The 12,550-nt window shown below is 69.3% G+C and carries 12 protein-coding genes; 6 read left to right on the top strand and 6 right to left on the bottom strand.

The window, feature by feature from the left end; translation table 11 throughout:
* The first annotated feature begins 184 nt into the window (after positions 1-184).
* The 3 genes from PWS46_RS10655 (at position 185) to PWS46_RS10645 (ending at position 2,317) form a co-directional block, all read left to right on the top strand.
* Complete coding sequence (locus PWS46_RS10655; RefSeq protein WP_434614751.1) at positions 185-817, top strand: YgjV family protein; 633 nt, start codon at positions 185-187, stop codon at positions 815-817.
* Entirely contained in the window at positions 814-1,521 is a 708-nt protein-coding gene (locus tag PWS46_RS10650; RefSeq protein ID WP_434614748.1) for a Crp/Fnr family transcriptional regulator, read from the top strand. The genes PWS46_RS10655 and PWS46_RS10650 overlap by 4 nt, the downstream gene beginning before the upstream one ends.
* A gap of 127 nt (positions 1,522-1,648) precedes the next feature.
* Positions 1,649-2,317: an MT-A70 family methyltransferase gene (locus tag PWS46_RS10645; RefSeq protein WP_085090134.1), complete on the top strand. Its 669-nt coding sequence runs from the start codon at positions 1,649-1,651 to the stop codon at positions 2,315-2,317.
* 9 nt (positions 2,318-2,326) lie between these two features.
* Here PWS46_RS10645 and PWS46_RS10640 read toward each other — a convergent pair whose 3' ends face one another.
* The 4 genes from PWS46_RS10640 to PWS46_RS10625 all read right to left on the bottom strand — a co-directional run bounded on the left by PWS46_RS10640 (position 2,327) and on the right by PWS46_RS10625 (position 6,811).
* Positions 2,327-2,956 carry an HAD family hydrolase gene (locus PWS46_RS10640; protein WP_434614744.1) on the bottom strand — a complete coding sequence of 210 codons (630 nt, stop codon included), beginning with the start codon at positions 2,954-2,956 and terminating at the stop codon, positions 2,327-2,329.
* Positions 2,957-2,969: 13 nt separating this feature from the next.
* Positions 2,970-3,737, bottom strand: a complete 768-nt coding sequence (locus PWS46_RS10635) for a DsbA family protein (protein WP_434614741.1) — start codon at positions 3,735-3,737, stop codon at positions 2,970-2,972.
* Between the two features lie 142 nt (positions 3,738-3,879).
* Entirely contained in the window at positions 3,880-5,295 is a 1,416-nt protein-coding gene (locus tag PWS46_RS10630) for an esterase-like activity of phytase family protein (protein WP_434614738.1), read from the bottom strand.
* Positions 5,296-5,446: 151 nt separating this feature from the next.
* The gene (locus PWS46_RS10625) at positions 5,447-6,811 is read right to left on the bottom strand and encodes a M48 family metalloprotease (RefSeq protein ID WP_434614735.1); all 1,365 of its coding nucleotides are present in this window, start codon (positions 6,809-6,811) and stop codon (positions 5,447-5,449) included.
* Between the two features lie 73 nt (positions 6,812-6,884).
* Between PWS46_RS10625 and PWS46_RS10620 the strand changes: the two genes are divergently transcribed.
* Positions 6,885-8,204, top strand: a complete 1,320-nt coding sequence (locus PWS46_RS10620; protein ID WP_434614732.1) for a gamma-glutamyltransferase — start codon at positions 6,885-6,887, stop codon at positions 8,202-8,204.
* 77 nt (positions 8,205-8,281) lie between these two features.
* Positions 8,282-9,445, top strand: a complete 1,164-nt coding sequence (locus tag PWS46_RS10615; RefSeq protein WP_434614728.1) for a pyridoxal phosphate-dependent aminotransferase — start codon at positions 8,282-8,284, stop codon at positions 9,443-9,445.
* A 202-nt stretch (positions 9,446-9,647) separates the two neighbouring features.
* Here PWS46_RS10615 and PWS46_RS10610 read toward each other — a convergent pair whose 3' ends face one another.
* The gene (locus tag PWS46_RS10610) at positions 9,648-10,385 is read right to left on the bottom strand and encodes an SDR family NAD(P)-dependent oxidoreductase (RefSeq protein ID WP_434614725.1); all 738 of its coding nucleotides are present in this window, start codon (positions 10,383-10,385) and stop codon (positions 9,648-9,650) included.
* Positions 10,386-10,664: 279 nt separating this feature from the next.
* Here PWS46_RS10610 and PWS46_RS10605 point away from each other — a divergent pair, with 279 nt between their 5' ends.
* Positions 10,665-11,906: a ChaN family lipoprotein gene (locus tag PWS46_RS10605; RefSeq protein WP_434614722.1), complete on the top strand. Its 1,242-nt coding sequence runs from the start codon at positions 10,665-10,667 to the stop codon at positions 11,904-11,906.
* On the opposite strand, the gene PWS46_RS10600 is transcribed toward PWS46_RS10605, so the two are convergent.
* Positions 11,903-12,496 (bottom strand): NUDIX hydrolase, encoded by a 594-nt coding sequence (locus PWS46_RS10600; protein ID WP_434614719.1) that lies wholly within the window; start codon positions 12,494-12,496, stop codon positions 11,903-11,905. The genes PWS46_RS10605 and PWS46_RS10600 overlap by 4 nt on opposite strands.
* Positions 12,497-12,550 lie beyond the last annotated feature (54 nt).

The raw sequence follows: 12,550 nt of genomic DNA, 5'->3' as shown, positions 1-12,550 counted from the left end.
ATCCGGCCGTGGCGCTGTTCGGCCCGGCTGTTCGTTGCGTGTGTCTTCCGCTCATTCCTTTGTTTCTGCTTTCCTCGTGACGCCTTGTTCCTCTGCGCCGCCCTCCGGGGCGGCCGGCGCCACCTCTCCCTTCTGTTGCCCCCCTTGCTGCCACCCCCCTTTGCTGCCAAAGGTCCGATCCGGCATGAGCGAGGTGCTGACTGACTTGGTCGCCGTCCTGGCAGGCGGGGAAGGGCTGGAGGGCGGTGGCTGGTCCGCGGCCCAGCTGATCGGGTTCTGCGGCACTGTCGGCGGCATGCTCTGGCCCTTCTTCCGCAGCCGGGCCGGCATGCTGCTGGTGCAACTGGTGCCCTGCGTTTGCTTCGCCGTGCATTACGCCATGATGGGCGCGCCGACAGCGTCGGCGCTGAACGGGCTGGCGGCGCTGCAGGTGCTTGTGGCGCTGGCGATCGGTGCGCGGCCGGCCTTTCGGATCGTCTATCTGGCGATCCTTCCGGTGATCGCCGTGGTGATGGCCGTCACCTGGACCGGGCTGCCGTCCGTCTTCGCCGCGGCCGGGATGGCGGCGATCAGCCTTGCCCGCTATCAGACGCGGATCACCCTCTTCCGCGGCATCATGCTGGTGGCTTTGCCCTGTTGGTTCGTGCACAACAGTCTGGTGGGGTCGGTGCCGGCAATGATCTCGGACGTGACCGGAATCGCCGTCAATGCCTGGATGCTGCTGCGCGGCACCGGACTGACGCCGCCCTCACCAACACCAATGCCACCGGCTGCAGCAGCGATGCCGCCGGCGGCCGGGGAGGCGAAGCTGTCATGACCGTCAACCATTCAAACCTGTCGGCGGAAGACGCCGCCGCACTGCGCGCGATCCCGCTGTTCGCCAAGCTGACCGACCGCGCGGTGTCGCTGTTGGGCGGGGTCGCCATCGTTCGCCCGGTGTCGCGCGGCACCACCCTGTTCCTGCAGGACGAGCCGGCCGACCGCTTCTTCGTCCTGCTCGACGGCTGGGTGAAGCTGTATCGCCTGACCCGCGACGGGACGGAGGCGGTGGTCCATGTCATCGGCCCGGCGGAAAGCTTCGCCGAGGCCGCCATGTTCGCCGACGGCAAATTCCCGGTCTGCGCCGAGGCGGTGACCGATGCCCGCGTCATGACCCTGACCGCCGACGGCTTCGCCCGCTGCCTGCGCGAGGACGACCGCATCGCCTTCGGCATGCTGGGCTCTCTCTCCGTCCGTCTGCGCCATCTGGTGACGCAGATCGAACAGCTCCAGGTCCAGCCGGCGCCGCAGCGGGTCGCCGCGTTCCTGATGCGCGTCTGCCCGCCGGGCGACGGGCCGGCGCAGTTCCAGCTCCCCTTTGACAAGGCGCTGATCGCGCGGCGCCTGGGCATGCAGCCGGAAACCCTGTCGCGGGCGCTGGCAAAGCTGCGCGCCGTGGGCGTTGATACCCAGGGGCTGACCGTCAGCGTCGCCGAACGCGCTTCCCTGCGCGCCATGGCCGAGGCCGGCGAGGAGGAGTGACGGGGATCATACACCGGCGCTTGTGACAGCGTCGGCGGGACGGTTCAGACCCGATTGACGGCGCAGTCCCCCCGTGCGAGTTTGCACCCCTCCCGGTACCGCATTTGTTCAGGATTTCGAGGCAGCGATGGGCGACAGCAAGACGGTGGAGACGGCATCGGATCCGGCGCAGGATCTGGTGGCCTTCGCCGGTGACCGGCGCTTCGCCACCGTGATGGCGGACCCGCCCTGGCGCTTCGTCAACCGCACCGGCAAGATGGCGCCGGAGCATCGCCGCCTGTCGCGCTACGGCACCATGACGGTGGAGGACATCTGCGCCCTTCCGGTCGCCGACATCGCCGCCCCCACCGCGCACCTCTATCTCTGGGTCCCCAACGCCCTGCTGCCGGAAGGTCTGCAGGTGATGCGCAGCTGGGGGTTCGAGTACAAGACCAACCTGATCTGGCACAAGGTGCGCAAGGACGGCGGGTCCGACGGTCGTGGTGTCGGCTTCTACTTCCGCAACGTCACCGAACTGATCCTGTTCGGCGTGCGCGGCAAGAAGGCGCGCACGCTGCCGCCCGGCCGAACCCAGGTCAACCTGATCGAGAGCCGCAAGCGCGAACACAGCCGCAAGCCGGACGAGCAGTATGACCTGATCGAGTCCTGTAGCCCCGGCCCCTATCTGGAGATGTTCGCCCGCGGCGCCCGGCCCAACTGGTCGGTCTGGGGCAATCAGGCCGACGACGGCTACGAGCCGACCTGGAAGACCTACGCGTTCAATTCCGCGACCGACCGCGAGGCTGCGGCGGAGTAGGGGGCCGCATCAAAGCAGCCCCAACTCCTCCAGATCGCGCCTCAGCGCCTCGGCGCCCAGGAACAGGTGCGCCGACATTCCCACCGACCGCGCCGTCTCGACATTGTCGGGATTGTCGTCGATGAAATAGCAGTCTTTCGGTTCGAGACCGTAACGATCCGCCAGCAGCCGATAGATCGCCGGGTCCGGTTTCACCAGTCGTTCCTGACCCGAAACGATGATCCCGTCGAAGCCGTTCAGGAAGTCGAAGCGCTTGCGCGTCAGCTCGAACTTGTCGACCGAGAAGTTGGTGATGGCGTAGACGGGAACGCCGCGGGCCTTCAACTCCGCCAGGATGTCCGGAGTGCCGGGGATCGGGCCGGGCACCATGCGTTCCCACATGTCGTCATAGGCGCGGATCAGTTCGGCGCAGTCCGGATGCTCCTCGGTCAACTGGGCGACCGCGTCCGCCCAGGGACGGCCGCGGTCCTGCTCCAGATTCCAGGCCGGGGTGCAGACCCCGTCGAGGAAATCCTCCATCAGGTCTTCGTAGCCGTCGAACAGTTCGCGGTAGAGATGCCGCGGATCCCATTCGATCAGCACCTGCCCGACATCGAAGACGACGACGGACGGCTTCGCCTGCTCGGTCATTCCGGTCATCGAACGGTCCGCCTCAGCCCTTGGCGCGGGCGGCTTCGGTCAGCCGCTTCATGTCGTCCAGGCGGATGGCGCCGGGCACCAGTTCGTCGCCGAAGATGAAGGCGGGGGTGCCGCGGATGTTCAGCTTCTCGGCCAGCGCCTGGTTGGCGGCGATCACCTTCAGCACGTCCGGCGACTCCATGTCCTTCTTCAGCCGGTCGGTGTCGAGCCCGACCGACTTGGCGAGGCGCATGATGACGGCCTCGTCCAGCTGGCCGCGCTGGGCCATCAGGGCGTTGTGGAATTCCATGTACTTGCCCTGTGCGCGCGACGCGAGCGCCGCCTTGGAGGCGACCACCGAGGCCGGCCCCAGGATCGGGAATTCCTTCAGGACGAAGCGCAGCTTGGGATCGCCCTTGATCAGCGACTGGGTGTCGGCCTGCACCGCCTTGCAGTAGCCGCACTGGTAGTCGAAGAACTCCACCACCGTCACGTCGCCCTGCGGGTTGCCGGCGACCGGATCGGCGGGGTTGCGGGTCAGCTCCTGCTTGTTCTCGATCAGCGCCTTGCGGGCCTGTTCGGCCTCCGCCGTCTTCTGGCGCTCCTGCATGGCGTCGACGGCCTGCAGGATCACCTCCGGATGCTCCATCAGATAGTCGCGGACGATCTTCTCGATGGCGGTCTTCTGGCTGCTGTCGAAGCTCGCCGATTGCGCACGGGCCGGGGCGGCGGCGGACAGCGCCAGCGCCGCGACGGGCAGGGCCAACAGGGCGGAACGCAGGAACGGCAGGGCGGGGCGCATGAGGGCGGTCTCCGAAGCACGAAGGGAGTTGGGCCGAAGGCCGCCCACACTGGACCGACAATCCGGTCCGGACAAGTGCAAAGCGCCTGCCCGGACATCACCTTTACGCGATCAGCGATCGGCGATCATTTGGGATTGTCGATCATTTGGCGCGCAGCAGCTCGCCCACCGCCAGCAGCGCCATCTCGTCGCCGTCGGCCTTGCCGATGGTCCGGCCGGTGGAATAGGGCAGGTTGTTGTCGTTGACGACGACGATGTGGTCGGCGTCGACGACGTTCACCCCCTCAGGCCCGAGATGGGGCATGACGAAGCGACCCTCCGGCGCCTGACCGGCGCGGGCCTTGTGGTCGGGGTCGGCAATGTCGGTCAGGTCGATGTAGCCGACCTTGCGGACGAAGCCGTCGGCATCGGCCCCGGCGATGTCGATCTTGTAGATGCGCTTGAAGGCGGCCGGCGCGTTGAAGCAATCCGGCTTCGGCTCGCCCTGGCAGGCCTGGGTCCTGGCCCCTTCGGTGCTGTCGTCGCGCTCGATCACCAGGGCGGTGCCGGCGTCGATCATCGCCATGTCGGCGACGACGTTGGCGTTGTCCTCCAGTCTGTACTTCCATGACTTGCCGGTGTACGTGCGGCCGGCGACGTCGAACTCCAGGATACGGGTGTACGCGTGGCCGTCCTTGTTCTCGAAGCCGTTGGCGGCGGCGTTCCACAGCGGGCCTTCCAGCGACGGGTACAGTGTCTTGCCGTCCGGCGCCACGCCCATCGGCTCGAACCCGCGGGAGCGGCGGACCTCGAAACTGACGGCGCCGGGGACCGAGGGCAGGCCGTTGTTGCGGTAATGGTCGGGCGAGCGGGCCGGCTTGCCGTCGACCACGGTCTCATGCACGGCGATGACCACGCCGTCGCGGCTCAGCTCCAGGATATAGGGGCCGAACTCGTCGCCGATGAAGAGGCGGTCGTTCTGGACCACCAGCGATTCGGGGTCGAAATCGGCGCCGGTCAGATAGCGGCTGCTGCTGTTCTCGTTGACGATGGCGAAGGGGACCTTGCGGTCGGGATCGCGCAGGAAGATGGTCTCCAGCCGCTGCATGGCGCCGCTCTGCCAGTCCGGCTTGACGCGATGGACCATCAGCAGGGCGTCGACGGAGTTCACCTTGCTGCCGAAGCCGTTGTCGGTCAGGGCCAGGAACTCGCCGTTGCCCTGCGGCACGATGGCGGAGAAGCCCTGCACCGCCTGACCGGCGACCGGCAGCATGATCTCCGTCTCGCGCGGAACCTTGGGGGCGGAGGCGAAGGAGGTGGCGCGGACGCTGCCCACGGCGTCCACCCGCTTGCGGTCGGCATTGGTGAATTTGCCGGCGCTGGCGAACAGCGGCCCGGCATCGGCCGGCGGCTGCACCAGCGTGTCGGCCGGCAGCACCGCATGCCCGGCGAGCGTGGCGGGATAACGCTTGGCCTGCTGCTCCTGGGCCAAGGCCGGGATGGCGGCGAGGCCGGCTGACAGCAGCGCCGCGGTGGCGAGCAGGGGCACACGCCAGGGCTGGGGACGGACGGACGGCATGCGGTGTACTCCGTGGACGGAACCGCGCGCCCGGCTGGCGGGGCGCGCTCGATGTCCGCGGAATAGCAAGCGGCGATGACGTGGCCGGGACCGTTCGATGACCGTTGCGTTACCGGAAGGACGCTTTCGTCATATGACCCGCATGCTGATGTTATTGTCCGCCGCCGGTCTGGCCGCGGATGTCCTGGGCGCGCAGCCAGCCGGGCGAGCCGGCGGGCAGCAGCTTTTCCGCCCGCTCCGCCTGCGCCTTGGCCATCGGCATGTCGCCGCGTGCCAGCGCTTCCTCCGCCGTGGCGTAGGCCACCATGCCGTCGTTCTTCTTCATGCTCCAGGCCTGCGCGGTCAGCCGCCACAGGAAGGCGGACTGCGCCTTGCCTTTGGACGCGACCTGCAGGTTTTTCAGCGCCTCGTCCGCCAGACGGGGGTCGTGCTGCTCCAGCAGGGCGTGGGCGAGGGAGACGCGGATCGTTCCGGCTTCGGAACCAGCCAGATCGACGGCCTTTCGATACGGGGCCACCGCATCGGGCGCCCGGCCGGTCTGCAGCATCAGGTCGCCCTTCATCTCATAGAGGTAAGGGTTTTTCGGCTCATCGGCGATCAGCCCGTCGATCAGCGGCGTCGCCTGCCTGATGTCGCCCTGGCGGAAATAGGCATAGGCGCGGCCATAGCGGGCGGCGGGCGACGGGTCGTTCGCCTTGTAGCGCTGCAGGGCGCCGCGCGGATCGAGATAGCCGTACAGCTTGGCCTGGATGCGCCGCAGATCGGCCTCCGTCGCCGCCGGCAGATGGGCGTTGGCATAGCGGGAGCGGGAGACGAAGGACTTCACCGCGTCGATTCGCTCGCGGGTCAGCGGGTGGGTCAGGCGATAGCCGGCGTCGCGGTCGTTCATCAGCGGATCGCCGACGCCCAGCTTCTCCAGAAAGGTTTCCATTCCCTTGGCGGAAATGCCCGACTGCTCCAGGAATGACAGGCCGGCCTGATCGGCCGATGCCTCCTGTGTGCGGGAGAAGGACAGGTAGTTCCGCTCCGCCAGATGCTGGCCCAGCATGACGCCGGCGGCGCCCGCCCCGGCATTGCGCGAGGCCAGGCCGCCGATGACGCCCAGCCCCATGCCGAGCAGCGAGGAGAGGAAGGCGTTGTCCATCGCCTCCGCCCCGCGCACCAGATGGCCGCCGGCGATGTGGCCGGTCTCGTGCGCGATCACGCCCAGCAGCTGGTCGGCGTTGTCGACGTCCAGCAGCAGCCCGGTGTGGATGAAGATGTTCTGACCGCCGGCGACGAAGGCGTTCACCGACGGGTCGTTGACCAGCAGGATCTGCACCGAATCCGGGTCGACGCCCGCCGCCTGGAAGATTGGCCGGGCCATCTTGCGGATGATATGGTCCGTCTCGGCGTCGCTGAGGATTTGCATGTCCGAGCGGCGCTGCGCGCTCGCCGGTGGCGCTCCCCACACCAGCGACATCAGACAAACGGACATGATGGCGACGACCGAAACCAGCCTGCTGGGCTTGCGCACCGTGACGACCTCCGGCTTGGAAAAGCGGATTCCCGCGCGCGACCGGCGGAACTCCGGACCGCGACACACTCGCTTGCAAATCTGGCAACGGTTGGGCGCGGTTGCCATAGCTGCATCACTGCTGCCGGGCTGCGTCAACACCAAGTTCAAGACCGACGCCACGGTGCAGAGCTTCGTCGTCGCCGACGAACCCTATGCCGCCGGCGTGGGGCGCGACATCATCGCCCAAGGCGGCAAGGCCGGCGATGCGGTGGCGGCGATGGCGCTGGCGATGACCGCCAGCCTGCCGTCGCGGGTCGGTCTGACCGGCGGCGGCGTCTGCGTCCTGTTCGACGCCGCCTCGAAAAAGGCGCGCACCATCGATTTCCTGCCGCGCCCGGCCGGTGCCGGCGGCGTCGCCATGCCCGCCATGGCGCGCGGCCTGTTCGCCGTCCAGGCCTCCTCCGGCGTGATGCGGTGGGAGCAGGTCGTCTCCCCGGCCGAACAGCTGGCCCAGTTCTCCCCCGGCCTCAGCCGCGCGCTGGTGCAGGATTTGACCGCCTTCGGCGGGCGGCTGGCGCCCGATTCGGAGACGCGGCGCCGCTTCCTGGGCGCTGGCACGCCTGCGGTCGGTGCGGTGGTCGGGCAGCCGGAGCTGGCCGCGACCCTGTCGGTCCTGCGCCGTCAGGGCGTCGGCGCCTTTTACAGCGGGCCGCTCGCCGCCACGGTCGCCCAGGGCACCGGCATCGACCCGGCGCAGCTGCGCGCCTATCAGCCGCGCGTCGCCGGTACGCTGACCGTGCCCTTCGACATCAGCGACCTGCATGTGCCCGACCTGAACGAGCCGGAAGCCGGCGCCGCCCTGATCCAGGCCTGGAAGGCGGTGGCATCGCTGCCGCCGGCCGAGCGCGCCACCCGCGCCGCCCAGCTGCTGGGCGCCACCGGCAGGGGGGCCACCGCCGCCGGGGCCGGGGTGATGGTGATCGATCCCGACGAGAACGGTGCCGCCTGCGCCTTCACCCAGGGTGCGCCCTTCGGCACCGGCCGCGGCATTCCCGGCACCGGGATGCTGGTGGCCCAGGGGGTCGATCGCGGCGGCTTCGGCGCGCCGGCGCTGATCGCCAATTCCATCATCGGCCGCACGCTGTTCGCCGGGGTCGGCACCGCCAACGGCGACGACGGCCCGGCCGCCGGCCCGGCGGCGCTGCTGTCGGTCGCCCTTCCGGCCGGTCTGGAGGACAAGTCCACCGCCCCGCAGATCCAGGCGGCCCGTCCGCAATCCATCCCCGGACGGGTCAGCTTCGTCGGCTGCCGGGTTTCGATCGAGGACGGGGTCCGTTATTGCCAGACGGCAACCGACCCGCAAGCCGGCAGCCTGGGGCTGACGGTCGAAAGCGAACGCAAGCGGGAATGACGGCGTCCTGAAACGGCACGCCGAAAGAGAGTCCGGCCAAAGAGAGCCCGGTCAAAGAAAGTTAGAGACGAACGATCATGAGCAAGCAGCCCAAGGTTTCCAAGCGGGGCGCGATTCCGCCCTTCTTCGTGATGGAAGTGATGCGCGCCGCGGCCGAGCGCGAGGCCGCCGGTCTGGAGGTCCTGCATATGGAGGTGGGGCAGCCCTCCACCGGCGCGCCGAAGGGCGTGGTGCAGGCGGCGGCCACCGCGGTGGTGGGCGCCGACCCGCTGGGCTACACCGGCGCGCTCGGCATCCCGCCGCTGCGTGCGGCCATCGCCAAGTGGTACATGGATCGTTACGGTGTGGATGTGCCGGAGCGCCGCGTGGTCGTCACCACCGGGTCGTCGGGCGCCTTCCAGTTGGGCTTCCTCGCCGCCTTTGATCCGGGCGACCGGGTGGCGATGGCGTCACCCAGCTACCCCGCCTACCGCCACACCCTGACCGCGGCGGGCGTCGTCCCGGTGGAGCTGCCGACCGGGCCGGAGCATCGCTTCCAGCCGACCATCGAGCTGCTGGAGGCCCTGGACGAGCCGGTGCAGGGCCTGATCGTCGCCAGCCCGGCCAACCCGACCGGCACGATGCTGAGCCGCGAGGAACTGACCGCGCTCTCCGACTGGTGCCGCGCCAACGGCGTGCGCATGGTGTCGGACGAGATCTACCATGGCCTGACCTATGGCACCGACGCGGTGACCGCCGCCGAGGTGAACGATCAGGCGCTGGTGGTCAACAGCTTCTCCAAGTATTTCTCGATGACCGGCTGGCGTCTCGGCTGGATGATCGTGCCGGACGACCTGCTGCGCTCGGTCGAATGTCTGGCGCAGAACCTGTTCATCTCCGCACCGACCCTCAGTCAGGTTTCGGCGGTCGCGGCCTTCGACTGCACGGAGGAGCTGGACGGCCACGTCGCCCGCTATGCCCGCAACCGCGCGCTGCTGCTGGAGGAGTTGCCGAAGGCGGGGTTCACCAAGATGGCTCCGGCAGACGGCGCCTTCTACATCTATGCCGACGTGTCGGACATGACCGACGACAGCGAGGCGCTGGCGAAGCAGATCCTGGAGGAGACGGGCATCGCCTGCACCCCCGGCATCGATTTCGACACCGCCCGCGGCCGCCGCTTCCTGCGCTTCAGCTTCGCCGGGGCGGAGGAGACCATCGCCGAGGCGGTGCGGCGGCTGATCTCGTGGCGGGCGGGGAAGTAGGGGGCAGAGTTAGACCCCCACCTAACCTCCCCCGCTGGGCGGGGGAGGGACTGCCGCTGAACGCCGACAAAGGTCCAATGCCCTCCCCCGCCCAGTTCTCGCACAAAGCTTCGCTTTGTGCTGACGCGGCAGGCGGACCGTAGGTCCGCTGAGAGCGGGGGAGGGTCAGGGTGGGGGCTAACGCCGCACCAAAGCCATCGCCTTAAAACAGATGCTGCCCGCCGGTGATGAAGGTCTCCGTGCCCGTCACATAGGCCGAGTCCGGGCCGCAGAGATAGAAGATCACCGCAGCGACATCCTCCGGCTTGCCCATGCGCTTCAGCGGGATGCGCGGGATCAGCACGTCGTATTCCGGGCCGGTCATCGAGGTCTCGATCTCGCCGGGGGCGACGGCGTTGACGCGGACGCCGATCTCCGCGAACTCCACCGCCATTTCGCGGGTCAGGCCGGACAGCGCCGCCTTCGAGGTCGAATAGGCCGAGCCGGCGAAGGGATGCACCGAATGGCCGGCGATGGAGGTGACGTTGACGATCGCCCCCTTCGCCCGCGATAGCGGGGCGGCGAAGCCGCGCGCCAGCACCAGGGCGGCGAAGAAGTTCAGCTCGAACACCCGGTGCCAGCCCTCGATCGAGCCGTTCAGGCAGCCGAGCCGCTCCTTGATCGGGGTCTTCGGCGAGATGCCGGCGTTGTTGATCAGGGCGTGCAGCGGCGCGCCGTCCAGCGCCTTGTTCGCCTCCTCCACGAAGGCGGCGCGGCTGGCCGGGTCCGACAGGTCGGCCGGGATGTGGTGGGTCCAGTTGGGATCGCGCCGGCAATGCTCCGGCACCTCCTCGCGCGAGCAGGAGATCACGCGCCAGCCTTCGTTGCTGAACCGGGTGACGGTGGCGTGTCCGATACCCCGGCTGGCGCCGGTGAGAATGACGACTTTGCGGTGCGGCATGGGGGCTGCGCTTCACGAATGTTTGCGGTCGGCGGGGAAAGCGGACACCCTGGGAGCGGCCTCGGGTTTACGGATGCGGGAGCCTGCGCTCGCGATCCGCCGGTGGTCCACCGCCTGCGGCGATCCTAACCGCCGTCGTCCCGCCTGTCATCCGGCAGTATGCCGGCCACCGGTCCGCCGTCCGGCGCGGCGGAACGACGCAATCGCCGGCCTTGTCCATTGACGTTGCGGCCGGCAGCGCCAACCTTGGCGCAATCCCCGCACCGACGGAGCCAGCCCTTGCCGCGCCAGCCCTTCCGTCCCCTCGCCGCCGTTCCGCGTCTCCGCTTCGCGCTGCTGACCGTTGCGGCGCTGTTCCTGAGCGCTCCCACCGCTTGGGCCGCGGAGGCCAGGGCGGAGGACGCCGCGCGCATCGGCTGCGTGCCGCCCGGTGTCTGGGCGGACGGCACCGGAACGGCGGTGGAGCCGGTGCCGCTGCTGCGCCGGATTGCCGAGGCGCCCGTGGTCCTGCTGGGGGAGCAGCATGACAAGCCGGACCATCACCGCTGGCAGCTCCACACCCTGGCCGGGCTGCACGCCCTGAATCCCGATCTTGCCGTCGGCATGGAGATGCTGCCGCGGCGGCTGCAGCCGGTGCTCGACCGCTGGGTGGCGGGGGAATTGACGGAGAACGAGTTCCTGAAGCAGACGGACTGGCGCACGGTCTGGGGCTTCGATCCGCAATTCTATCTGCCGATCCTGCAGTTCGCCCGCCTGCACCGGCTGCCGGTGGTGGCGCTGAATGTCGAACGCTCGCTGGTCAGTCGAACCGCCCGCAACGGCTGGGCCGCCATCCCGGAGGCCGACCGCGAGGGCGTCGGCACGCCGGCCCCCCCGACGGATGCCTACCGCAACCGCCTGACCGAGACGCTGGCGGCGCACGACCGCTCGGAAGCCCGCGCCGCCGCGCCCGACGATGCCCCCAGCAAGGCGGCCCAGCGCTTCATCGAGGCGCAGGGCGTCTGGGACCGCGCGATGGCGGAGAAGATCGCCGAGACCCGTCGCGCCACCGGCCGCAGCGTGATCGGCATCCTCGGCGAAGGGCATGTCGCCCGCAGGGAGGGCGTGCCGCACCAGCTGGCCGATCTCGGCATCGGCGACGCCGCCGTGCTGCTGCCCTGGGACGCCGACCGCGACTGCGACGAGCTTGACGGCCGCATCGCCGATGCCGTCTTCGGACTGGGGCCGGAGCGGGAGGATGCCGAGCCGCAACGGCCGAAGCTGGGCGTGCAACTCGATCCCACGCCGGAGGGCATCAGGGTGGGAGCGGTCGGCAACGGCAGCGTCGCCGAGGCGGCGGGCCTGCGCACCGGCGACCGCATCCTGATTGCCGCCGGAATGCCGGTGCGTGCACCGGCCGATCTGGTCGCGGTGATCCGCCGTCAGGCGCCGGGCACCTGGCTGCCGCTCACCATCCGGCGCGACGGGGCGGAGCAGGATGTGGTGGCGAAGTTTCCGGCGGACGGGGCGGGGACGCCTTAAAGCATCCTCTCCCACCGGGCGAGCGCGTCCGGCGTGGGGTTGACCGCCGGCGCGCAGTCCGACCGGCCGAGCCGCTCGTGATGCTCGCGCAGGGCCCAGACGACGGTGGGGAAGGCAAGCTCGCTCCAGGGGATGTCCTTCCAGGCGAACAGGCCGACCTCCAGGCTTTCCGGGCCGGGCTCCACGTCTGGAGACAGCAGGCGCGCGCGGAAGATCATCTGGACCTGGCTGATGCGCGGGATGTCGTAGATCGCCAGCAGATGGTCGATGTCGATGCGCGCCCGCGCCTCTTCCCAGGCTTCGCGGGCGGCGCCGTCGCGGGTGCTCTCGCGCTCTTCCATATAGCCGGCGGGCAGGGTCCAGAAGCCCTTGCGCGGCTCGATGGCGCGGCGGCAGAGCAGGATGCGGCCATCCTCCCAGGTCGCCACCGCGCCCACCACGATCAGCGGATTCTGATAGGCGATATAGCCGCAGTCCGGACACATCAGCCGCTCGCGGTCCTCGCCGGGTGGAATGCCGCGGACGCGCGGGCCGCCGCAGTTCGGGCCGCAATCGGGGGAATTGGTGTCGGGGGGCGTGTCGTTCGGCATGGCTTCCGATATGGCGCCGTATCCTTGGTTGGGCAAGCGGGGAAAGCGGCGGCT

Origin of the sequence: Azospirillum sp. B2RO_4, assembly GCF_051124815.1 — a bacterium.
In the GTDB taxonomy this organism is placed as follows: Bacteria; Pseudomonadota; Alphaproteobacteria; order Azospirillales; family Azospirillaceae; genus Azospirillum.
This window is presented reverse-complemented; position numbering and strand designations above follow the sequence as displayed.

Excerpts from the sequence above, each read along its gene's own strand:
- PWS46_RS10655 (WP_434614751.1), top strand. The coding sequence starts at position 185 with ATGAGCGAGGTGCTGACTGACTTGGTCGCCGTCCTGGCAGGCGGGGAA.
- PWS46_RS10650 (WP_434614748.1), top strand. The coding sequence starts at position 814 with ATGACCGTCAACCATTCAAACCTGTCGGCGGAAGACGCCGCCGCACTG.
- PWS46_RS10645 (WP_085090134.1), top strand. The coding sequence starts at position 1,649 with ATGGGCGACAGCAAGACGGTGGAGACGGCATCGGATCCGGCGCAGGAT.
- PWS46_RS10640 (WP_434614744.1), bottom strand. The coding sequence starts at position 2,956 with ATGACCGGAATGACCGAGCAGGCGAAGCCGTCCGTCGTCGTCTTCGAT.
- PWS46_RS10635 (WP_434614741.1), bottom strand. The coding sequence starts at position 3,737 with ATGCGCCCCGCCCTGCCGTTCCTGCGTTCCGCCCTGTTGGCCCTGCCC.
- PWS46_RS10630 (WP_434614738.1), bottom strand. The coding sequence starts at position 5,295 with ATGCCGTCCGTCCGTCCCCAGCCCTGGCGTGTGCCCCTGCTCGCCACC.
- PWS46_RS10615 (WP_434614728.1), top strand. The coding sequence starts at position 8,282 with ATGAGCAAGCAGCCCAAGGTTTCCAAGCGGGGCGCGATTCCGCCCTTC.
- PWS46_RS10610 (WP_434614725.1), bottom strand. The coding sequence starts at position 10,385 with ATGCCGCACCGCAAAGTCGTCATTCTCACCGGCGCCAGCCGGGGTATC.
- PWS46_RS10600 (WP_434614719.1), bottom strand. The coding sequence starts at position 12,496 with ATGCCGAACGACACGCCCCCCGACACCAATTCCCCCGATTGCGGCCCG.